Genomic DNA, 20764 nt, shown 5'->3' with positions numbered 1-20764 from the left:
CGATGGTTGCGGCGGTCATCGACGGCAAGGCCTTCGCCGAAGGGCTGAGAGGCAGGGTTGCCGAGGGCGTGGCCGCTTTCACCGCAAGCACCGGTCGGAAGCCCGGTCTCGCGGTCGTGCTGGTGGGGCAAGACCCGGCAAGCCAGGTTTATGTCCGGTCGAAGGGCAAGGCGACCATCGCCGCCGGCATGGAGAGTTTCGAGCACAGGCTGCCCGAAACCACCAGCCAGGAGGAACTGATCGCGCTCGTTCGGCGCCTCAACGACAACGAAACAGTGGACGGTATCCTCGTCCAGCTGCCGCTCCCCAAGGGCATCGACGAGCAGGCGGTGATCGCCACCATCGATCCCGCCAAGGACGTGGATGGCTTCCACGTCATCAATGCGGGCAGACTCGCGGTGGGCGAGGAGGCGCTGGTGCCCTGCACGCCGCTCGGCTGCCTGATGCTGCTGAAGGACCGGCTTGGCGATCTTTCGGGAAAGGAGGCGGTGGTGATCGGCCGCTCCAACATTGTCGGCAAGCCGATGGCGCAGCTCCTCCTCCAGCAGAATTGCACCGTTACCATCGCGCATAGCCGGTCGAAGGACCTGCCCGGCGTCGTGCGCAGGGCCGACATCGTGGTGGCCGCGGTGGGGCGGCCGGAGATGGTGAAGGGCGACTGGCTAAAGCCGGGCGCGGCGGTGATCGACGTCGGCATCAACCGTGTCGACGGCAAGCTGGTCGGCGACGTGGACTTCGCCAGTGCCTCGGAAGTCGCCGGAGCGATCACCCCGGTGCCGGGTGGGGTCGGGCCGATGACGATCGCGGTGCTGTTGCGGAACACCCTGGTTGCGGCGCACGCACGTGCGGGCCTTGCGCCGCCGGAGGGCCTGTGACCGACCTGTTCATCTCGGCCTTCGTCACCCTGTTCGTGATCATCGATCCGCCCGGCTGCGCGCCGATTTTCGCCAGCCTGACCGGCGGGGCCACCGCCGCGCACCGGCGGGCGATGGCGATCCGCTCGACCCTGATCGCGGCGGCGATTCTGCTTTTCTTCGCCATCTTCGGCGAGGACCTGCTGGAGAAACTCGGCATCAGCCTGGCCGCGTTCCGCATCGCGGGCGGCATCATGCTGTTCCTGATCGCGCTCGAAATGGTGTTCGAAAAGCGCACGCAGCGCCGCGAGAACCGCGCCAACGAGATAAACGCCAGTCCGGAGCAGGAGGATATCTCCGTCTTCCCGATGGCGATCCCGATGATCGCGGGCCCAGGCTCCATCGCTTCGATCATGCTGTTGATGGCGCGGAGCGACGGACTTCAGGGGTCGCTGGTGGTGCTCTCGGCGCTTGGCGCGGTGTTGCTGCTGACGATGATCGCCCTGCTAGCGGCGGGGCCGTTGATGCGGCTTCTGGGGCACAAGATCGAGGCAATGATCACCCGCATCCTCGGCGTGATCCTCGCCGCGCTCGCCGCTCAGTTCGTGATCGACGGTATTTCGATCAGCTTCAGCGTCTGACCCGCCACATTCTGTAAGGCGAGTCCTTGCCGAGATCGATCGGCTCAAGCCAGGCAGGCACCTGCCCCTTCGTCAGCTGAACATAGAAGCCTTTCGGCGCTTCCGAACGGTAGATGGTGGATTCGGACAGGTTCGGGCAGATGAGGACGTAATCCACGTTACGCCGCTCGATCGTGGCGCGGGCGTTTTCCGGCGTGCCGCGGAAAGCGTGCATGATGTCGATGATGTCTTGGCCGTTGCGGTGATAGGGGCCGGCAATCGCCTTGTGCCGCGTCACGGTAATGAGGCGCGGGCCGAGGTCGACATGGGTGAGGACGAGCCCGGCGGGCTGCTTCGCCACAGGCGCGAGCGCCGGAAGCGTCGGGCAGCGCGCATTAGCCTGACCCACGGCGTCGGCGCGGCCATTCTTCTGCTCCGGGATCTGCGACACCGCGTAACGGGTGGCGAGGCCCGATATGATCGCAAAGGCGGCGACGGTGCCGACAATACGCACGACGAGGTTGGTGCGCGTGCGCATCCAGGGAATGACGATCCAGGCAAGCGCCGCCGAGCCAGGGACCGCAAGCAGCTGCGCGGCCGGACTCGCCCGCGTCTGCCAGGCGAGGAGCCCAGCCGCCATCAGCGCCAAAGCCGCGATAGAAGCCCAGCGGATCAGTGCAGTCTCGTCCCGCCGGCCCCGCCACAGCATGACGCTGTAACCGATCAGGCCCATGGTTGGGAGGGCAAGGGCGGTGGCGATGGTCTTCCAGCTATGCTTGTAGAGCGGCAGCGCTTCGCGGACCCGGCTTAGCCAGAGATGCTGAAGCTCCGGCGAGGCGCGTTCCAGACGCCCGACGCAATGCGGCCAGAAATAGGCATAGGCGCCTGCAAGCAGCAGCGCCGCGACTGCCGCCACGCCGAACCGCCCCCAACGCGAGGAAAGCGGAAGCAAGGCAAGTAGCACGCCGATCGCCCCTGCTGCGACCATGACCGAGAGCCAGACTGGCGACAGCGCATCGCAGACCGGCGCACGGTTGGCGTAGGAGGCGAATAGCAGATAGCCGAGCGCCGTTCCGCCGGCGAGGCTGGCGCCATAGGCGGCAAGCCGCGTCGCCTCGTTCCGGTCTCGCACCCACATCAATCCCGTGATCGCACCAGCCGCCGCGAGATAGAGCAGCATTTCGAGACCAATCGATAAGGACACGGCTGTCGCTAGGCCGACGGTCAGCCCTCCTCGTGCTGGCTTGGGATCAACAAGTCCTGCGACAGCAAGCGCAAGCATCGCCAGCTGCCAGCCATGATGATCAATCCTGAGCGGTCCCCACATGCCGATGACGGACGGTGCACAGAGCAGAATGGCGGTCGCGGGCAGGAAGGCGGCGGGGGCGATAAGACGCCGCGCCGCCGCGCCGATCGCCAAAAACGCGACCAGCATCGGCAGCAACGGGGCGACAGCCACAGCCACCTTTTCCGCCGTCCTGCCGCCGACAAGGCCTCCAAGCGCCAGCTTTATCCCTGCGATCGGCAGATCGACGATGCGCGACCAGTGGATATCGGCACCATGCGGCGGATTAAGCTTATACTGGCGAAGGTCGTACCAGTCCTGCCCCGCCATCAAGGCGCGCACCTGCGCCATGCGGAGATTGTCGTCGGTGTCGCCGAGGCTGAACCAGCCGATCATGTTCCATCGGCCGTAGATGAAGAAGGCGGAGGCCGCGATCCAGGCAAGCAGCAGCCAAAGGCGCCAGTGACGCGTGAAGAAGCCCTCTTTCTCCGCCTCCGCCTGCCCCGCCACGCTGTTCGCCCTTTCCAACCCCATGTGGCGCCATTAGTCGCTGCATAGGAAAGGGCAAGTTGAGGAAAGTTGAAGATTTTGATCGGAGCATTGCCGCGCAGCGACCTATTCGGTCAGCTGGTCCGCTTCGCGCTGACCGGCGGGCTTCTGACCCTGCTCGTCGCCGGCGGCTATTGGGTGGTTGCGGAGCTGTTCGGGGTCGAGCCGCTGTTGTCGATGACGCTCAACTATCTCGTCTTCACCGGCCTCGGCTACCTCCTTCACAGCCGCTGGAGCTTCAAGGGGCATGGCAGCCGGGATAAATCGGCGCTCCGGACGGCGCGCTTCTTCACGGTGAACACGCTCGGCTTCCTCGCCAACCAGTTCTTCGTCTGGCTGCTAGTGAAGCAGCTCGGCGGCCCCACTTGGTGGCCGGTCATTCCGGTGCTCTTCGTGACGCCTTTGCTCACGTTCGCACTCAACCGCCGCTGGGTGTTCGCCTGATGGAGCGGGTCGTCTACGACCGCATGGCCGAGCTGGACGAGCGCCACTGGTGGTACCGGGCGCGCCGCCGCATCCTTGAGCAGCTTATCCGGCGCCGGATCGGGCTGCCGAAGGACGCGCGCATCCTGGAGATAGGCTGCGGCACGGGTCACAATGTGCTGATGCTGAAGCGCTTCGGGGAGGTGGATGCAATCGAGATTGATCCGGCCGCCAGGAAGCTCGCTTCGGAACGGCTTGGGAAAGAGGTTGGCAGCGCGCCGCTCCCGGAGCTGCCCGGTGTCCCCGAAGCGCAATACGATATGATCGCCATCCTCGACGTGCTGGAGCATGTGCCGGAGGACCGGGAGGCGCTTCGGAGCATCGCCCGTAGGCTGAAGCCGGGCGGAAAAATTCTCATCGCAGTTCCGGCGCATCCCTGGATGTGGAGCGCGCATGACGTGGTGAACCACCATCAGCGGCGCTACACGAAGCAAGGCCTGCGGAGGGTGATCGCGGATGCGGGGCTGAAGCTCGACATGATGAGCTATTTCAACAGTCTCCTCTTCCCCCTTGCCGCCGCGGCGCGACTGGGCGGGCGGATCACGGGCAAGGAGGATAGCGACGACAAGCTGCCGCCGGCGCCGGTTAACAAGGCGTTCGAATGGCTGTTCGGGCTGGAGCGCTACGCGATCGGCCGGATTTCGCTGACGCCCGGCGTCTCCTTGGTGGCGATCGTCTCCGCGACGTGACCGAGGGCGCGGCGGCCGCCCGCCTCGCCCGCAATCTCAGAAACGATGTAGAGTGGCCGGCGCTTCGCCTCTATGAAGAGGCGCCCGAGATACTCGCCGATCATGCCGAGCACGAACATCTGCACGGCGCCAAGTACCACCACGACTAGCATCAGCGAGGTCCAGCCCTGAATGGCGGAGCCGGTGACAAATCCGACCGCGATGTAGAGCAGCAGAAGCACGGATGCGGCCACCAGCCAGAGGCCAATATGGCTGGCGATGCGGAGCGGCGCGGTCGAAAAGCCGGTCACCGCGTCGAGCGCGAAAGCGAGCATCTTCCGGAGCGGATACTTGGTCTCGCCCGCATGACGTTCGGCGCGGTCGTAGAGGAAGGGCACCTGCCGGAAGCCTACCCAGGCCACCATGCCTCGGATGAAGCGCGCCTGCTCGGGCAGTGCCAGCAAAGCATCCAGCGCGCGACGGCTCATCAGTCGGAAATCGCCTGCATCGACGGGAATTTCGACATCGGTGATGCGCGACAGCGCCCGGTAGAAGAGCGAGGCCGTCGCCTTCTTGAACGCGGTCTCGCCTGCCCGCTGGCGGCGCACGGCATATACGACGTCCGCTTCCTGCCGGTCCATCGTTGCCATCATCTCGGGCAGCAGTTCGGGCGGGTCCTGAAGGTCGGCATCAATGATCAGGATCCGATCGCCCGAGCAAAGGTCGAGCCCGGCGGTTAGGGCCAGCTGATGCCCGTGGTTGCGGGAAAGGTTGATGGCGACGAGGTGCGGATCGTCATGCGCCAGAGCCTGCATCATCGGCCAGGTGCGGTCCCGCGAACCGTCATTGACCAGCACGATCTCGTAGCTGCTGCCGACGGTCCCGCGCGCCGCGGCGGTCACCCGGCGGTGAAGCTCGCCGAGGCAGGCCTCTTCGTTGAAGCAGGGTATGACGATGGATAAAGTCGGCCCGTTCATTCTCGTCCCCGCGCGGCGGGACTGCCGCGGTCGTCCACCCGATACAGCACGCTCGTGCCGCTCCGCCAGAGGGGCGTAAGTCCGGCGGTAAGCCGCGGGTCATGACTCGGCGGCTGGATCAGCCAGACATAATCGAAGGCGTTCCGGGGAAGATGGAACAGCGTCTGGTTGAGCGACAGCCAGAATTCACCGCGGCATTTGACCGGGGTCACCATCTGCGAGGGATCGCGGACGAAGCGCAGCCCCGGCGGATAATTGACGCCGAGCAGCTGCGCGCCGACCATCGTCCATTGATCGTTCGAGAAAGCGTCACGCCGGACAACGGCAAGCGCCGGCATATGTTCGAGCCGCGACATCTTCCACGGCTGGCGGCAGGTGATGCCTGTGAAGGAGACGAGGCGGGCGCCGCGCGGCACGTGGTTCAGCGCCTGGAGCTCGCGGTCATAGACGCGGTCGAACATCAGGAAGCTAGCCGCCGTCGCGCCGGTGCGGGCGAGGAAGAAAGCGAGGGCGGCTATTGCAATCCAGCGCAGCGCGCCCGTGCTCATTGCCGGATGAAAGCGGATCGCGAGCAGCGCCATCGCGAAGGCGAAGGGTGCAAGCCGCATATCGGCATAAGCCGAACCGAACACGACGCGCGGGAGAAGAAGGAAGACGAGCGTCAGGAAAATCGCGAAGATCGCCAGCATGCGCGAGAAATCGACCCGCCGCCGCTCCGGCGGACGCAGGAAAAGGCCCCAGAGCATGATCAACAGCGCGATGACGATCACGAAGGACATGAGGGCGACACTAGCGACATCGAACAGCTCCCATCGGTCGCGGAGCATCATGTAGAACCAGCGGAATTTCTGCTCCCAATTGAACCAGTCGGTCGTGCGGCCGCCGACTTGGCCTGATCGCCAGGCAACCATCAGCAGGATCGGCGGCACCAGCGGGAGAACGTCGAACGCCGCCTGGAACCAGGACTTGAACCAGCCTTTCCCCTCGTCGCGGTGCCGCACCATCTCCGCCGCATAGGCAAGCACGCCAAGCACGCCCCAGCCGAACGTATGCGTGACCCAAATGAGGAGGGAGAGCGGAACGAACAAAGCGGCCCGCAAGAGGAAGCGCCGCCTGATCGCAAGCCAGCGCCATAGTGCGAACGCGAGGAAGGCGAAGGCGATCGAGAGGCAAAAATTCACGAACCCGAAGTGGAAGGGGAAGGAATAAGCGAATGGAAGCGCAAGCGGCGCCGTCGGCGGAAGCCGCCCATGCACCACCCGTGCGATGAGGAGCAGGCCTGCGGCAGTCAGCGGCGGGATGGAAAGGACGATTAGCCTCACCGCGAGCTCCAGCCCCAGCAGCGGCGCCAGCGGGATGACCAGAAGGTCGATCCCGAGATTGCCGATCAGCCGCCATTCGAACGTGTAGAAACGCTGCAGCGCCTCGGATTCGGCAAGGTCGAGCTGAACCCGGTAGCGTCCCATATGGCCGGGGAGGTCGACCAGCGGCGCGATGTCCGGCCAGAGCAGAGGCACGGCCGAAAGCAGCACGAGCAGGAGTGCGTAACGGGGGCTTTCCCACCAGCGCTCCTTCACTTCCCCCGCTTCGCTCTTCGTCATGAGCGCGGCATCCTTCGGAACGCGCCTCCGGTCAACCTGAAGCTGCGCCGGATCAGGCGGCGGTGAAGCCCGGCTTAGGCGCCGGATCGGCCCGGAGCAGGATCCAGGGCACCCGGTCCGGCGCGAACTGGGTGCGGTGGTGGCGATCGTAGAAGGGCGGGATATGATCGCCGACGATCAGGATATCGGTCGGCGGGAAATCGGGTGCGGTGATTTCCTTTGCCAACGCCCCGGCAGTTCGGTCCAAGATCTGGTTGAGGCGGCAAATCATCGGATATTGTGCATCGAGTGCAGTGCTGAAGCGCTTGCAGTCCGATGTGCCGAGCCGCTCATGCTTCAGAACAGGCAGGTGGGTGTTCACCGTCAGCCAGTAGAGGAATTGCGGCTTTTCCGCCTTCTTCAGCGCCGCCGCAATTTGTCCCGGCACATCGGTGTCGCAAGCGCCCGGGAAGACGCCTGGGCACCTTTGCGCCCCGTCAGCCATGATGCTGTCGCCAAAGCGAAGCGTCTGAAAGCCGATATTCGGGTACCATTTCGTCCGGTCGAAGAAGGCGCCTGTGAAGCTGTGCCAGGCCTGCGTGCCGTAACCCTTGGCCTTCATCCGGTGGGGGAGGCAGCCTGTATCCGCGCGGCCGATTACCTCCTGGTAGTCCCCCCAGCGGCCGCAAAGCTCGCGCATTTCCCCTGAAGTCGTTGAGCCGTAGTAAAGCGTGTCGCCGCTCGTCACTTGATAGCGGCTTCGCACCTCGGGCGTCGCCCACAGGTTGATCAGCTCTTTTCTTATTGCGGCGTCGGCGGGCTTGCCCATCGACTCCACCATGACGACCATCACGTGACGCTCGCCTGTCGCGAGGCCCTCGATGCCACTGCGCGAAATAGCGGATTCGAACGGGTCGCCGGGCGAGGCGGAGCGGTGATAGGATCCCCCGTGCGCGTCGGCAGCCTGCCTGTCGGCCACTGCCAAGGCCACTCCGGCAGCCATGGCGGCAACGAGCAGCACCGGTTTTGCAAGAACGGTGGAGCTTTGCAGGGAGCGACCAGCAATGACGACTGTCAGCAGAAGCGCCGCTCCAGCGACGACATATTGAAGGGAGGCTTCCGGACGGAGCTCGGATGCGAACCGGACGGAAGCCATCAGCGAGAAGATGCTGAGGTTGAACAGACCCGATATGTAGAAAGCGGTGGAGACGGAAAGCGCTACGAGAAAAGCCCCAAACTTCAGGGGGAAAGGCGCGCGGTGGAGCGCCAGTCCCATACTCGCGGTGATGATGATCGGCATGGTACGCGGCGGGCCGCCAACCAGCCACATCAGGCAGAAGGCAAGGTTCGGAAGGAGGATCCAGCACAGCAGCCAGTTCGCGAAGGAGCCGATCCTCTGCATCTTCGGCGGCCAAACCGGCCTTGCAAGCACTGCTTCCATTTCGCTCCCCTCGCCTCAGCATTTGCAGCGGAGCGCTCAAAAAATGGTTAATGCGACCGTTAAAGGCCCGGACAGGGAAGAACGTCTAGGTGTGCTTGCATCCAAGTACCTTAAAAGACAGGAAATGATGTGATGAAGAAGTTCATTATAGCCGCCGCCGCGGCGACTGGTGTCGTTGCGGTGCCGGCGTCCGCTCAACAGGCGCCTCAGGCGCGCGCGCTGACCCGGGCCGATGTGCAGGCACGGGTTCAGGCGCAGTTTGCGCGTGCCGATGCGAACCGGGACGGGTTCATAACCCAGGCGGAAGCGCAGGCGGCGGCCGGGCAGGTTCGGGCGCGTGGGCAGAAGGGGCGCGGCGACCGCCGAGGCCAAGTTTTTGCGCGGCTCGACACCAATCGGGATGGGCAGATCAGCCGGCAGGAATTCGACGCCCGCCCCGGTCGTGGCGACCGTAATGAGCGACGTGCGGCGCGCGGCGAGTGCCGGGCCGAACGGCAGGCGCTTCGCGTGCAGCGGGGGCTACGCCTCGGCCAGCAGGCCTTTGCCCGCCTCGACGCCGATCGCGACGGCCGCATCTCGCTCGCCGAAGCGACGGCGCGCCGGCTCGAGCGGTTCGACCGCATGGACGCTAACCGCGACGGCACTCTGACCCGCGAGGAGCGCCGCACGCCGCGTGGACAGCGGCAGGGTCGCCGAAACGGCTAAAGGCTGAAGCAGCGACAAGGCCGGGGCGTTTCGACCGCCCCGGCCTTTTTTTCGTGTGCACTGCAGATGTCGCCTCAAGGCGTGAAGCCTTTGCATTTTCGGGGGAGCCCTGCTTAAGGGCGGGCATGTCCGATATCGAGAGCATGACGAGCGACTGGCTGAGCCGGATCGAGGGTGCGGCAGACCTTGGCGCGCTCGAGGCGGAGCGCGTCGCCGCGCTCGGCAAACAGGGCGCGGTTACCCAGCTTCTGAAGACGCTTGGCGGCATGACGCCAGAGCAGAGACAGGCCGAGGGCCCGCGCATCCATGGGCTGCGCGAAAAGGTGTCGGACGCCATAGCCGCGCGGAAGGCTGCGCTGGAAGCGGCGGAGCTGGACCGGAGGCTTGCGACGGAGACGTTGGACATGACGTTGCCGATCTCGACCGGTGCGCAGGGCAGCGTTCACCCCGTCAGTCAAGTGATGGACGAGCTTGCCGAAATTTTCGCCGACTTGGGCTTTTCGGTCGCGACGGGGCCCGAGATCGAGGACGACTGGCGGAACTTCACCGCGCTCAACATTCCCGAAAGCCATCCAGCGCGGGCGATGCATGACACTTTCTATTTTGGCGAGGACAAGGCGAAGGACGGCAAGCGCATGCTGCTCCGCACCCATACGTCACCGGTCCAGATCAGGACCATGACGTCGCAGGAGCCGCCCATCTACATCATTGCGCCGGGCCGCACCTACCGCTCCGACAGCGACGCCACGCATACGCCGATGTTCCACCAGGTTGAGGGGCTGGTGATCGACAAGGGTATTCACCTCGGCCACCTCAAATGGACGCTCGAGACCTTCCTGAAGGCCTATTTTGAGCGGGACGACATCGTGCTGCGGCTGCGCCCGAGTTATTTCCCCTTCACCGAGCCTTCTGTGGAGGTCGATGTCGGCTTCACCATGCAGAACGGCAGGCGGGTGCTTGGCGGTTCCGACGGCTGGATGGAGCTGCTCGGCTCGGGAATGGTGCATCCGCGCGTCATCGCCGCCTGCGGGCTCGATCCAAACGTGTGGCAGGGTTTCGCCTTCGGCTGCGGCATCGACCGGTTGGCGATGCTCAAATACGGTATGGACGACCTCCGCGCCTTCTTCGACGCGGACCTTCGCTGGCTCCGCCACTATGGCTTCAGGAGCCTCGACGTTCCGACGCTGAGCGGAGGCGTGGGCGCATGAAGTTCACCCTCAACTGGCTCAAAGAGCATCTGGAGACGGATGCGACACTCGAACAGGTGGTCGACACCCTCACCCGCATCGGCCTCGAAGTCGAGGGCGTGGAGAATGCCGCCGAGAAGCTCGCGCCCTTCACCATCGCCAAGGTTCTGAAGGCAGAACGTCATCCGCAGGCCGACAAGCTGCAGGTGCTGACCGTGGATACCGGCGCGGGCGATCCCGTACAGGTGGTGTGCGGCGCGCCCAATGCGCGAGCGGGTCTGAAAGGCGTATTCGGCGCGCCTGGGACCTATGTGCCGGGCAGCGACATCACGCTGAAAGTGGCGGCAATACGCGGCGTCGAGAGCCGGGGCATGATGTGTTCGGTGCGGGAGCTGGAGCTCGGCGACGAGCATGACGGGATCATCGAACTTCCCGAAGATGCACCGGTGGGCGCTGCTTATGCGGGCTGGGCCGGGCTCGACGATCCGGTGATCGATGTCAGCGTCACGCCGAACCGGCAGGATGCGATGGGCGTCCATGGCATTGCCCGTGACCTTGCCGCGGCAGGGCTCGGCGCTCTGAAGCCGATCGAGGTAAGGGAGATTGCGGGCAGCTTCCCCTGTCCCGCCGAAATCCGCATCGACGATCCGGAAGGCTGCCCCGCTTTCTACGGCCGCGTCGTCCGGGGCGTGAAGAACGGGCCGTCGCCCGCCTGGCTGCAGCAGCGGCTGAAGGCGGTCGGGCAGCGGCCGATCAGCGCCCTCGTCGATATGACGAACTACATCATGCTGAGCTATGGGCGGCCGCTCCACGTCTACGACCTTGCGAAGCTTCAAGGCGCGGTCGTCGCGCGCCGAGCGGCCGAGGGCGAGGAGGTGCTGGCGCTCAATGGGAAGACCTATGCCCTGGACCCGTCGATCACGGTCATCGCCGACGAGGAAGGCGTGCACGACATAGGCGGCATCATGGGCGGCGAGCATTCGAGTGTCGCCGACGAGACGACCGATATCCTCATCGAATGCGCCTATTTCGATCCGGAACGCATTGCGCTCAGCGGTCAGAAACTTGGCCTCACCTCGGATGCCCGGAGCCGCTTCGAGCGGGGAGTCGATCCTGCCTTCCTCGACGCGGGTCTTGCGATCGCCACCCAGATGGCGCTGGAGCTGGCAGGGGGCGAGCCCTCCGAGATCGTCCGCGCCGGAACGCCGCCCATCCCCCAGAAGGTGGTGGATTATCGTCCCGACCGCACCGCCGAACTGGCGGGGGTCGCGGTGCCGCAGGCGCGGCAGAAAGACATATTGGAGCGGCTCGGCTTTGGCGTCACCGAGGGCTCCGTCTGGAGCGTCGAGGTGCCGTCGTGGCGTCGCGACGTCGATGGTTCCGCCGACATCGTCGAGGAGGTCGTGCGCATCGAGGGGCTGAACGCGGTGCCTTCGACGCCGCTGCCGCGGGCTCCGGGCGTTGCGAAGCCGACCGCCACTGCCGAACAGCTTCTGGAGCGCCGTGCCCGGCGTACGGCGGCATCACGCGGTTTTAACGAAGCAGTGACCTGGAGCTTCATTTCCGAAGCCGAGGCGGCGCCGTTCGGCGGCAGCGCCTGGATCCTCGACAATCCGATTAGCGAGGAGATGAAGGCGATGCGCCCCTCGCTCCTCCCCGGGCTGCTGTCTGCGGCGCGGCGCAACATGGATCGGGGCGCGGAAAGCGTGCGGCTGTTCGAAATCGGGCGGCGCTACCTTGCCGACGAGGAGCGGGCGACGCTCGGCATCGTCCTCGCGGGCGAGCGCGAGGGTCGCCATTGGCGCAGCGGCAAGGCCAAGTCCTTCGACGCCTATGACGCCAAGGCGGAGGCGATGGCGTTGCTTGCGGCGGCGGGGGCGCCCGTCGACAATCTGCAGGTGCTGGACGGCGCGGCGGGCATCTATCATCCTGGCCGCTCGGGACGGCTATGCCTCGGGCCGAAGAATGTGCTGGCCGAGTTCGGCGAGCTTCATCCGGCGACGCTCCGCGCCTTCGACCTCGACGGGACTGCGGTGGCGGCGGAAATCTATCTTGACGCCATCCCGCAGAAGCGCGGTGGCGGACGGATGCGGGACGCTTATGCGCCGCCCGCTCTGCAGGCTGTGAAGCGCGACTTCGCCTTCCTCGTGCCAGCCGAGATGAAGGCCGACCAGCTGCTGCGCGCGGTGCGGGGCGCCGACAAAGCCGCCATCGTCTCCGCCAGCCTGTTCGACATCTTCACCGGCCAAGGCGTGCCGGAGGGACAGAAGTCCCTTGCGATCGAGGTGACGCTGCAGCCGGGCGAGAAGAGCTTCACCGACGAGGAGCTGAAGGCGATCTCCGACCGGATCGTCGCCGCCGCCGCTAAGCTTGGGGCGCAGCTCCGCGCCTAAGCTTCCAGACTATTGATCGACGCGTGAACCCGCGCCTCGACCTCTTTGCGAGGCAGACCGGGCGGAATCGCTTCATGGACGCGGAAGGTCACGATGCCCGCCCGTTTGACGAAGCTTCGACGCGGCCAGAGTCGGCCGCTGTCGAGTGCAATGGGAAGCACTGGCACGCCGAGCGCCTTGTAGAGGCCGGCGAAGCCCGCCTGCAGCGGAGGCTGCTCGCCCGGCAGGACCCGGGTACCTTCGGGGAAGATGACGATGGCCCGGCCTTGGGCGATTGCCTGGCTCGCCGCCTTCAGCATGCGGCGGAGCGAGGCGGCCCCGCCTTCCCGGTCAACCGGAATGACGCCGTAGCGGCGGGCGACCCAGCCCCAGCCGGGAATGTCGGCAAGTTCCCGCTTCAGCACCACCGTCGGCCGGTCGAACATGAGCAGCAGTTCGATCGTCTCGAACATCGACTGATGCTTGGAAGCGACCAGCAGGGGACCGCGTGGACGTGGCCCCTCGACCCTCGATCTGATGCCGAGAAACACTCTGGCGCAGAAGCGATGATAGCGGGCCCAGCCGTAGGTGACGCGGATCAGCGGCTCCCGCCCGACCACCGCGCCCAAGATCGCGAGCAGCACCGCAACGACGCTACCCGAATAGAAGAACAGGGCGAACAGGCTGGAACGGAGGCCGTTCATCAGATGCCGACGAGGACCGCCGCCCGCCGGAGCAGATATTTGTTATATTCGGTGAAGAGCACGCGGAAGCTGGGATCGCTGTCCACCGCGTCCGGAAGCACAGTGACGCCCTCGTCCAGGGCCTGCGAGAGTTCGAAGCGGGCACGTGGCATGTGCCAGTCGGTGGTGACGAGGCGGATCGACTTGAACTTCTTCTGCCGCACCCAGCGGGCCGTTTCGGTGCCGTTGGAGCGGGTGTCCACCGACTCCCGGCCAAGGTCGATGCAGCATTCGAAGAGGGCTTCGTCGGCATTGTAGCGCGTGGCGAGTTCAACCGGCCGAACCGTCCTATCGACGCCGGAGACGAGGAGCCGCCGCGCCCTGCCGCGCTCGACGAGGTCGAGACCTCGCTCCAGCCGCTTGGCGCCGCCGGTCAGGACGACGATTCCGTCGGTGCGCTCCTCTCCGGCCGGCTTCGGCAGCAGCACCACGAACAGTGCGTAGCCGAGCACATAGATGAGCAGCAGGAAGGCAAGGGCGCGGGCGATCATAGAAGCCTATCCAATGCCCGCAAAATCGTCGCGCGGGCAACCAGCATTGCGAGCAGCACGCCGAGGAGCGGGATCAGCGCCAGAAGCAGGAGGCTTGGCACAGGCAGTGAAACAGAGCCGATGAGGTGGGAACCGAGCGCGGCCACAAGCCGGCCGAGGAGCCACAGGACCAGCAACGCCCCGACAAGCCCGGCGCCGCCGCCGAACAGAGCGTCGCGCGCGATGCGGCGCTGGAAGAGGTGCGCCACCTGATGATCGGTGGCGCCCATCAGGTGCAGCACCTCGATCGTGCCGCGATGGGTGTCGAGCGCGGCGCGAGCGGCAAGGACCACCGAGGCGGCGGTCGCCGCAAGCATCAGCAGCACGAGACCAAGTGCCAGCCAGCGAAGGGCGGAGATGAGGCGCTTCAGAGGCGCCAGCCATTCTGCATTGGCATCGACGCGGGCGGATGGCGAAACGCTGCGGAGCGGTTGGCGCAGCTGTTCCGCGTCGCCTCCGGGCTTCAGCTCCGCCTCGATCATCGCGGGAATGGGGATATCGCCGTCGCTTGCCACGCCGAGCCACGGTTCGAGGAGTCGCTGCATTTCGGCGTCGCTGACGCGGCGGGCCAACTGGACGGCGGGATGCCGCTGCAGAAGGGCAAGGGCGGACCCGGCTTCCGCGTTCCTTCTCGCGGCGTTCGCCTCGACGATCTGCACCGTCACCCGGTTACCGCCTTCTATCCCGCGCGCGGCGCGATCGAGACCAAGGCCCGCAGCGGCGGCGAGGATGGTAAGGAAGATCATGATGGCGATGACCCAGGGCATCGGTCCTGCCGTGCGCCCCTCCGGCAGCAGGTTTCGGTCCGCGGCGCCTATGGCCGCACCGCCGATCATTCAGCGATCCTTCGCGGTGGGTGACGGAGCGCTCCTGTCGGGTCCGACACTTGGCCCCGGTCCAGCCGCAGCATCTCGGCGCGCGGCACGCGGCCGATCAGGTGGAGGTCATGGGTGGCGACGATCACCGTCGTCCCGAGCTTGTTGAGCGCATCGAACAAGCCGAGGAGGCGGGTTGCCATTTCCGGGTCGACATTGCCGGTGGGCTCGTCGGCAATCAGCAGTTCGGGCTTCGCAATGACGGCGCGGGCGATCGCCACGCGCTGCTGCTCGCCCCCGGAGAGCGTGGCCGGGCGGGCGCTGGCGCGGTGGGTAAGGCCTGCCCAGTCCAGCATTTCCGTCACCGTACCTTTGAGGTCCTTCTCCGGCAGGCCCATGATGCGGAGCGGCAGCGCGACATTGTCGAAGGCCGAGAGGTGCGGGACGAGCCGGAAATCCTGGAAGACGACGCCAATGCGGCGCCGGAATTGCGGAAGGCGGTGCCGGGGTACCCTGACGATATCCTCGCCGAACAGGCGGATGAGGCCGCGGCTCGGCCGATGGGCGAGATAGAGGAGGCGAAGGAGCGAGGTCTTGCCGGCGCCCGAGGGGCCGGTGAGGAAGTAGAAGCCGCCCGCGCGCAGGGAGAAGCTGAGGTCCGAAAGCGCCTCGGATCCCGTGCCGTAGCGCAGGCCGACATTCTCGAACTGGACGATCGTGCCCTGGCTCAGACCTGCCTCCGCCGCTCCCCTTGAGGCAAAGCAATGGCATGGCGCCCGAATCCTGGCAAAGCAAATCGGTGCGAAATCGCGGCATTCGCTTGCATGGCGACCCTATCACTGGTTAGATTCGCGGAAAGAGCGTCGAAGGGGCAGCCGTAGCGAATGATCCTTACCTGTCCAGCATGCCACACCCGCTATACGGTGCCGGACAGCGCGGTCGGGGCAACCGGCCGCCAGGTGCGGTGCGCGAGCTGCAAGCATAGCTGGTTCCAGGAGCCCGCGCCTCCCGTCGCATCTCCGTCAGTGCCTCCGCCCGTTGCGGCTACTGCGCCGACGTCGCCGCCGCCACCGTCTCCGTCGCGCGGTCGGAAAGCCGAGCCCGAACCGCCTCCCGAGCCCCTGACGGAACCTAAGGTCGAGGCTGAGGAACCCGCATCTGATTACCAGCCCTACGATCCCGAGCCGGAGCCTCGGCGCCGCATCGGCCTCTGGCTATTGCTTGCGGCACTCGCGCTTGCAGCGGCAGCGGCTGCGGCCTGGTATCTCGGCCTCCTCAACATCGGCGGCGAGCGCAGCGCCGATGCCGGCCTGTCGCTCGAATATACCAAACAGCCGGAGCGCGCGGTGCTGGAAAGCGGGAACGAGCTGCTCCGCGTTTACGGGCGCGTAATCAACACCAGCGACGAGGCGCGGAGGGTGCCGCAGATCAAGGCAGAGCTTCGCGACGCGACGCAGCGCGTAGTCCATACTTTTTCCATTTCCGCACCGGTGAGCCAGCTTGGCCCGAATGAAAGCGCCACCTTCGACGTGGCCGAGACCAATGTGCCGCGAAGCGCGCGTGATCTGAACCTCAGCTTCGGCCCCGCCGTTTAACCTTCATGCGCATCGGAATTCTCACGGGCGGCGGCGATGTGCCGGGCCTCAACCCCTGCATTCGCTCAATCACCCTGTCAGCGGACGATCTCGGCTGGGAGGTGACCGGCTTTCGCCGCGGCTGGGAGGGCGTGCTCGCCATCGATCCTTCCGACGCGGCGAGCATTGCGATCAACAGCGTGCCGCTCACGCGCGAGGGTGTCCGCGGCATCGACCGGATGGGCGGCACGATCCTGCACACCTCGCGCACCGATCCCCGCACGCTGAAGGAGGGCGACCGCACAGCGCGGGTGCTGGAGGTGCTGGAAAAACTCGGCATCGACGCGATGATCACGCTCGGCGGCGACGGCACCCTGCGCTTCTCTGCGCATCTGGCGGCGCAGGGGGTGCCGGTCATCTCCGTCCCGAAGACCATGGATAATGACGTTTTCGGCACCGATTATTGCATCGGCTTTTCGACAGCCGTCAGCCGTTCGGTCGAGGCGATCAATGCACTCCGCACCACCGTCGAAAGCCACGAGCGGATCGGCGTGGTCGAGCTGTTCGGACGGCGGAGCGGCGAGACGGCGCTTCTCGCCGGCTTCCTGGCGCAGGTCGACCGCACGGTGATCGCGGAGGTTCCGGCCGATCTCGACGTGCTGCTTCCGCTCCTTGCCGAGGACAAGGACAGCAACCCGGCCCATTATGCGATGTGCGTCATCTCCGAAGGCGCCCGTATCGAAGGCGAGGGCGCGGGCGGCGACGACCTTTCCAAGCCTGCAAGCCAGCGCGGCGACATCGGAATCGGTCACCGGCTCGGGCAGGCGATCAGTGCCCGGCTCGGCTGCGGCGTCGTCAATCAGGAGCTTGCCTATCTGATGCGCGCCGGCGAGCCCGATGCGATGGACCGGATGGTCGGCTTCGCCTTTGGCGGGCTTGCCGTGCAGCTGCTGGCACGGGGCCAAATGGGTTGCATGGTCACCCTGACCGACGGCAACTATGATCATGTGCCGGTCGACACTTTGCTGAAGGGCGAGAAGAAGGTCGACGTCACCGGCCTGTACGATCGTTCCGCCTATCGGGCGCGGCTGATGCGCGTCGAAGGCATGCCCATGTTCCTTTACTGAGATTGTGATAGGCTCCGCCCATCGGCCTTGAGTCGAAGGGGAGGAATTCATGAGGAAATTCGCTGTTCTGGCGGCCGGGGCCGCGCTTGCGTTCGGCGCCGCGCCGGCTTCGGCCGACGTCGTTTGCGAATGGATGGACTTCGCGCAGCTGATCACCGCTGCAAGCCAGCCTCCGGCGGATGCGCCGCGCACGGGCGAGCATGACCGCGCGCAGACACAGGCCGCGATCGCCATGTTCGAAGCGCTGAATGCCATCGACCGCCGTTATGAAAGCTATCTTGGCATGGCCGCCGGCGATCCGACGGCGTCGCAGGAGGCTGCGGCCGCGACAGCAGCCTATCAGGTGCTACTGTCGCACTTTCCGGGCCAGAAGACGGCGCTGGAAGACAGCTATAACGTGACGATGATGGGTATTTCGAACGTCGCTGCCCGCGACAAGGGCAAGGCGATCGGCGAGGCGGCGGCGAAGCTAGCGCTCGCTTCCGGAGGGTTCGTGCCGGACATGGCGCAGACGCCGTACAGGCCGCGCACCGCACCGGGCGTCTGGACAGCGACGCAGCTCCCGGTCTTCCAGCCTTATTCCTTCACCTTCAAACCCTGGATCCTGAAGAATTGGGAGGAGGTCCGTCCGGGGCCGCCGCCCGCACTCGACAGCGAACGCTGGGCCAAGGACTTCGAAGAGATCAAGCAGATCGGCGCCAAGAGCAGCAAGACGCGGACGCCGCAGCAATCGTTGATGGCCCGCTATCGCATCACGCCCAACATGACACCGTCGCTGCGGCTCATCGCCGACGCGAAGGGCCGGCGGGTGGTCGACAATGCGCGCATGTTCGCGATGTTCAACATGGTGAGCGACGATGCGAATGTCGCGACCGGCGCGGCCAAGCTCCATTACAATTTCTGGCGGCCGATCACGGCGATCCGGAATGCAGAGGACGACGGCAATCCGGCGACAACCGCCGATCCGGCATGGGAGCCGCTGATCGGCACGCCCAACCACCCGGAATATCCCTGCGCCCATTGCAGCGGGACAGCTGCGATCGCCGAGGTGATGAAGGCCGAAGTGGGCGCCTCGCCGCCGGGCGGGGTAAGGGTGGCGTCCCGGTCGATCCCTAACAGCATCGTCCAGGTCGTGCCCAATTGGGACGGTTGGGTGAAGGAAGTCTCGGCCTCCCGCACCTATGGCGGCGTCCATTATCGCTTCTCAAACGAGGCGGGCGAGGAATTGGGTCGGAAGGTGGGGCAGCTTGCCCTCCAGCGCGTGATGCGCCCGCTGCCGCAGCCGAAGAAGAAGGGGCGCTAAGGGGCTGGTGCCGCTTTCCCATTTCGTTGGGAAGCGGCATTGCGTCGGCAAAAGGCCTTTGCTAGAGGCGCGCTCCTGCCAGAGGGCGCTTTGCGCTCAATCATCAAATGTGCGGTCGTGGCGGAACTGGTAGACGCGCAACGTTGAGGTCGTTGTGTCCGAAAGGACGTGGAAGTTCGAGTCTTCTCGACCGCACCATTTGATTCAGTAGCAAGTCAGGGCGCGAAGCGGCTTTCGGCCGCCCCACTTGCCAGCTTTCCCTCCGTATCTGATCATCGACCCTTCGAATCGGGGACTTTCGGCAATGGCAGGTGCGGACGCGCTTCTGACGGCGCTGGACTTCCTCATGCGCGAGGCGGCGCTGTTTTCCGCCAGCGGCTTCCTGATCCTGGGCGTCGGCGATCTCTTCATCGACGCGGTCTGGCTGGTGCTCGCCGGCGGCCTGCTCCTGAAGCGGCGGAAAGGCGTGGAGCCGCTCCGCGTCGAGACGCTCCCAAAGCCAGCACAGCCGGGACGGCTGGCCGTCTTCACGCCCGCCTGGGACGAAGCAGGCGTGATTGGAACGATGCTCCGGCACACGCTCGCGACTTTCGATTATTCCGACTACCGCGTCTATGTCGGCTGCTATCCGAACGATGCCGCCACCATTGCCGAGGTGCGCGCCATTGCCGATGAGCGGGTGCGGTTGGTAGTGGGGCCAGTGCCGGGACCTACCACCAAGGCGGACTGCCTCAACCGGCTATGGGAGGCGATGCTTGCGGACGAGCGAACGGAAGGACGGCAGTTCAAGGCGGTGGTCCTGCACGACGCTGAGGATGTGGTGCATTCGGCGGAACTCCGTATCTTCGATGCGCTCAGCGAAGAATATGATCTCGTTCAACTGCCGGTCGTGCCGCTCATCCACCCGAAGTCGCTGTGGGTCAGCGGCCATTATGCGGACGAGTTTGCGGAATCCCACGCGAAGGAGCTGGTGGTCAGGGAGGCTTTGGGCGCCGCGGTTCCATCCGCTGGTGTCGGCTGCGCCTTTCGCTGCGACGCGCTAGTCCGGATGGCGGAGCGGAACGGCGGCCTGCCGTTCGACGCCGACAGCCTCACCGAGGACTATGAGCTAGGTCTCAAGCTCAGCGAGATTGGCGGCCGCCGCACCTTTGCGCGGATAGCGGCAGGGCGCGGCGCAGTGGTCGCGACGAAGGAATATTTTCCGCAAACGTTGCGGGCGGCGGTGAATCAGAAGGCGCGTTGGATGACGGGCATCGCGCTTTCAGGCTGGGACCGGCTCGGCTGGAGGGGCGGTCTTGCCGAACGGTGGATGCGGCTTCGCGACCGGCAGTCGCTGCTCGCCGCCGTGCTGCTGTTCTTCGGCTATCTGAGCTTCGGCTTGTGGGTGTTCCTCAAGGTGCCGGAGCTGGTGACCGATTGGCGGCCGCAGCCCGTGTCCGAACTGCTCGCCTTCATCCTGCTGCTCAACCTCGCAATTTTGGTCTGGCGCCTGTCCATGCGCTTCGCCTTCGTCACCCATAGCTATGGCTGGAAGCAGGGCCTCATCTCGCTCCCGCGCGTGGCGGTGAGCAACGTGGTAGCGATCTCGGCCGCCTGGCATGCGGTGCTCCGCTATCGCACTATCCGCCGGAGCGGGCGGGCCGACTGGCGCAAGACGGCGCATGCATTTCCGGCAGAGCTGCCCGCCGAATGAAGGGATCGCCGCCTCTTCGATTCCTGACGCTGGTGCTGGCGGGTTGGGTGTGCCTCAGGGGAACGGTATTCGCCTCAGACTGGTGGATGAGCCCGGAGCCGATAGCCCCGGCCGCCGAAGGCGTCTCCTTCGTTCCAGCTAAGTCGCCGGCGGTTGCGGCCGTTGCTGCGTCTCCTATTCAAGGGGCGGCGACGCCTCTCGTCGAGGCGGTGAGGGTCAGCTTCACACCGCCTGCCGCTATGCCCTCTCACGCAGCAA

The 20764-nt window shown here is 65.7% G+C and carries 19 protein-coding genes and 1 tRNA gene; 12 read left to right on the top strand and 8 right to left on the bottom strand.

The features are described 5' to 3' along the window. Positions 1-2: 2 nt before the first annotated feature. Together folD and VGD10_RS10890 are read left to right on the top strand one after the other, a co-directional pair. Positions 3-875 carry a bifunctional methylenetetrahydrofolate dehydrogenase/methenyltetrahydrofolate cyclohydrolase FolD gene (gene folD, locus VGD10_RS10895; RefSeq protein ID WP_331040843.1) on the top strand — a complete coding sequence of 291 codons (873 nt, stop codon included), beginning with the start codon at positions 3-5 and terminating at the stop codon, positions 873-875. Further along, positions 872-1495, top strand: coding sequence for a MarC family protein (locus tag VGD10_RS10890; RefSeq protein WP_331040842.1), 624 nt, complete (start codon positions 872-874; stop codon positions 1493-1495). The genes folD and VGD10_RS10890 overlap by 4 nt, the downstream gene beginning before the upstream one ends. Here VGD10_RS10890 and VGD10_RS10885 read toward each other — a convergent pair. Then, on the bottom strand, positions 1485-3293 hold the full coding sequence (locus VGD10_RS10885) for an AcrB/AcrD/AcrF family protein (RefSeq protein WP_331040841.1): 1809 nt from the start codon (positions 3291-3293) through the stop codon (positions 1485-1487). The two genes, VGD10_RS10890 and VGD10_RS10885, sit on opposite strands and share 11 nt — an antisense overlap. Positions 3294-3338: 45 nt before the next feature. Here VGD10_RS10885 and VGD10_RS10880 point away from each other — a divergent pair, with 45 nt between their 5' ends. Together VGD10_RS10880 and VGD10_RS10875 are read left to right on the top strand one after the other, a co-directional pair. Continuing rightward, positions 3339-3752: a GtrA family protein gene (locus VGD10_RS10880; RefSeq protein ID WP_331040840.1), complete on the top strand. Its 414-nt coding sequence runs from the start codon at positions 3339-3341 to the stop codon at positions 3750-3752. Further along, positions 3752-4480 (top strand): class I SAM-dependent methyltransferase, encoded by a 729-nt coding sequence (locus tag VGD10_RS10875; RefSeq protein WP_331040839.1) that lies wholly within the window; start codon positions 3752-3754, stop codon positions 4478-4480. The genes VGD10_RS10880 and VGD10_RS10875 overlap by 1 nt, the downstream gene beginning before the upstream one ends. Here the strand turns inward: VGD10_RS10875 and VGD10_RS10870 are convergent. From VGD10_RS10870 to VGD10_RS10860, 3 genes are read right to left on the bottom strand one after another with little or no spacing between them, the layout of a single operon-like run. Beyond that, complete coding sequence (locus VGD10_RS10870; protein WP_331040838.1) at positions 4414-5436, bottom strand: glycosyltransferase family 2 protein; 1023 nt, start codon at positions 5434-5436, stop codon at positions 4414-4416. The genes VGD10_RS10875 and VGD10_RS10870 overlap by 67 nt on opposite strands. Beyond that, positions 5433-7037 (bottom strand): hypothetical protein, encoded by a 1605-nt coding sequence (locus tag VGD10_RS10865; RefSeq protein WP_331040837.1) that lies wholly within the window; start codon positions 7035-7037, stop codon positions 5433-5435. The genes VGD10_RS10870 and VGD10_RS10865 overlap by 4 nt, the downstream gene beginning before the upstream one ends. A 52-nt stretch (positions 7038-7089) precedes the next feature. Beyond that, complete coding sequence (locus tag VGD10_RS10860; protein WP_331040836.1) at positions 7090-8457, bottom strand: sulfatase-like hydrolase/transferase; 1368 nt, start codon at positions 8455-8457, stop codon at positions 7090-7092. Between the two features lie 132 nt (positions 8458-8589). Here VGD10_RS10860 and VGD10_RS10855 point away from each other — a divergent pair, with 132 nt between their 5' ends. The 3 genes from VGD10_RS10855 (at position 8590) to pheT (ending at position 12742) form a co-directional block, all read left to right on the top strand. Further along, positions 8590-9162: an EF-hand domain-containing protein gene (locus tag VGD10_RS10855; protein WP_331040835.1), complete on the top strand. Its 573-nt coding sequence runs from the start codon at positions 8590-8592 to the stop codon at positions 9160-9162. Positions 9163-9287: 125 nt separating this feature from the next. Further along, positions 9288-10370 (top strand): phenylalanine--tRNA ligase subunit alpha, encoded by a 1083-nt coding sequence (gene pheS, locus VGD10_RS10850; RefSeq protein WP_331040834.1) that lies wholly within the window; start codon positions 9288-9290, stop codon positions 10368-10370. Then, positions 10367-12742 carry a phenylalanine--tRNA ligase subunit beta gene (gene pheT / locus VGD10_RS10845; RefSeq protein ID WP_331040833.1) on the top strand — a complete coding sequence of 792 codons (2376 nt, stop codon included), beginning with the start codon at positions 10367-10369 and terminating at the stop codon, positions 12740-12742. Before pheS ends, pheT begins: the two co-directional genes overlap by 4 nt. Here pheT and VGD10_RS10840 read toward each other — a convergent pair. Genes VGD10_RS10840 through ftsE form a run of 4 tightly spaced genes read right to left on the bottom strand, consistent with a single transcriptional unit; the run spans position 12739 to position 15540 of the window. After that, the gene (locus VGD10_RS10840) at positions 12739-13425 is read right to left on the bottom strand and encodes a lysophospholipid acyltransferase family protein (protein ID WP_331040832.1); all 687 of its coding nucleotides are present in this window, start codon (positions 13423-13425) and stop codon (positions 12739-12741) included. The genes pheT and VGD10_RS10840 overlap by 4 nt on opposite strands. Then, on the bottom strand, positions 13425-13955 hold the full coding sequence (locus tag VGD10_RS10835) for a YdcF family protein (protein ID WP_331040831.1): 531 nt from the start codon (positions 13953-13955) through the stop codon (positions 13425-13427). The genes VGD10_RS10840 and VGD10_RS10835 overlap by 1 nt, the downstream gene beginning before the upstream one ends. Beyond that, positions 13952-14830 (bottom strand): cell division protein FtsX, encoded by an 879-nt coding sequence (locus VGD10_RS10830; protein WP_331040830.1) that lies wholly within the window; start codon positions 14828-14830, stop codon positions 13952-13954. The genes VGD10_RS10835 and VGD10_RS10830 overlap by 4 nt, the downstream gene beginning before the upstream one ends. Continuing rightward, entirely contained in the window at positions 14827-15540 is a 714-nt protein-coding gene (gene ftsE, locus VGD10_RS10825; protein ID WP_331040860.1) for a cell division ATP-binding protein FtsE, read from the bottom strand. The genes VGD10_RS10830 and ftsE overlap by 4 nt, the downstream gene beginning before the upstream one ends. Positions 15541-15693: 153 nt before the next feature. Between ftsE and VGD10_RS10820 the strand changes: the two genes are divergently transcribed. The 5 genes from VGD10_RS10820 (at position 15694) to VGD10_RS10800 (ending at position 20506) form a co-directional block, all read left to right on the top strand. Further along, positions 15694-16404, top strand: a complete 711-nt coding sequence (locus VGD10_RS10820; RefSeq protein WP_331040829.1) for a zinc-ribbon domain-containing protein — start codon at positions 15694-15696, stop codon at positions 16402-16404. A gap of 5 nt (positions 16405-16409) precedes the next feature. Beyond that, positions 16410-17510 carry a 6-phosphofructokinase gene (locus VGD10_RS10815; RefSeq protein ID WP_331040828.1) on the top strand — a complete coding sequence of 367 codons (1101 nt, stop codon included), beginning with the start codon at positions 16410-16412 and terminating at the stop codon, positions 17508-17510. A gap of 49 nt (positions 17511-17559) precedes the next feature. Continuing rightward, positions 17560-18813, top strand: a complete 1254-nt coding sequence (locus tag VGD10_RS10810; RefSeq protein WP_331040827.1) for a vanadium-dependent haloperoxidase — start codon at positions 17560-17562, stop codon at positions 18811-18813. 111 nt (positions 18814-18924) lie between these two features. Continuing rightward, positions 18925-19011: transfer RNA gene (locus VGD10_RS10805), tRNA-Leu, on the top strand. A gap of 106 nt (positions 19012-19117) precedes the next feature. Further along, on the top strand, positions 19118-20506 hold the full coding sequence (locus VGD10_RS10800; protein WP_331040826.1) for a glycosyl transferase family protein: 1389 nt from the start codon (positions 19118-19120) through the stop codon (positions 20504-20506). Positions 20507-20764 lie beyond the last annotated feature (258 nt).

Source organism: Allosphingosinicella sp. (assembly GCF_036402135.1).
In the GTDB taxonomy this organism is placed as follows: domain Bacteria; phylum Pseudomonadota; class Alphaproteobacteria; order Sphingomonadales; family Sphingomonadaceae; genus Allosphingosinicella.
This window is presented reverse-complemented; position numbering and strand designations above follow the sequence as displayed.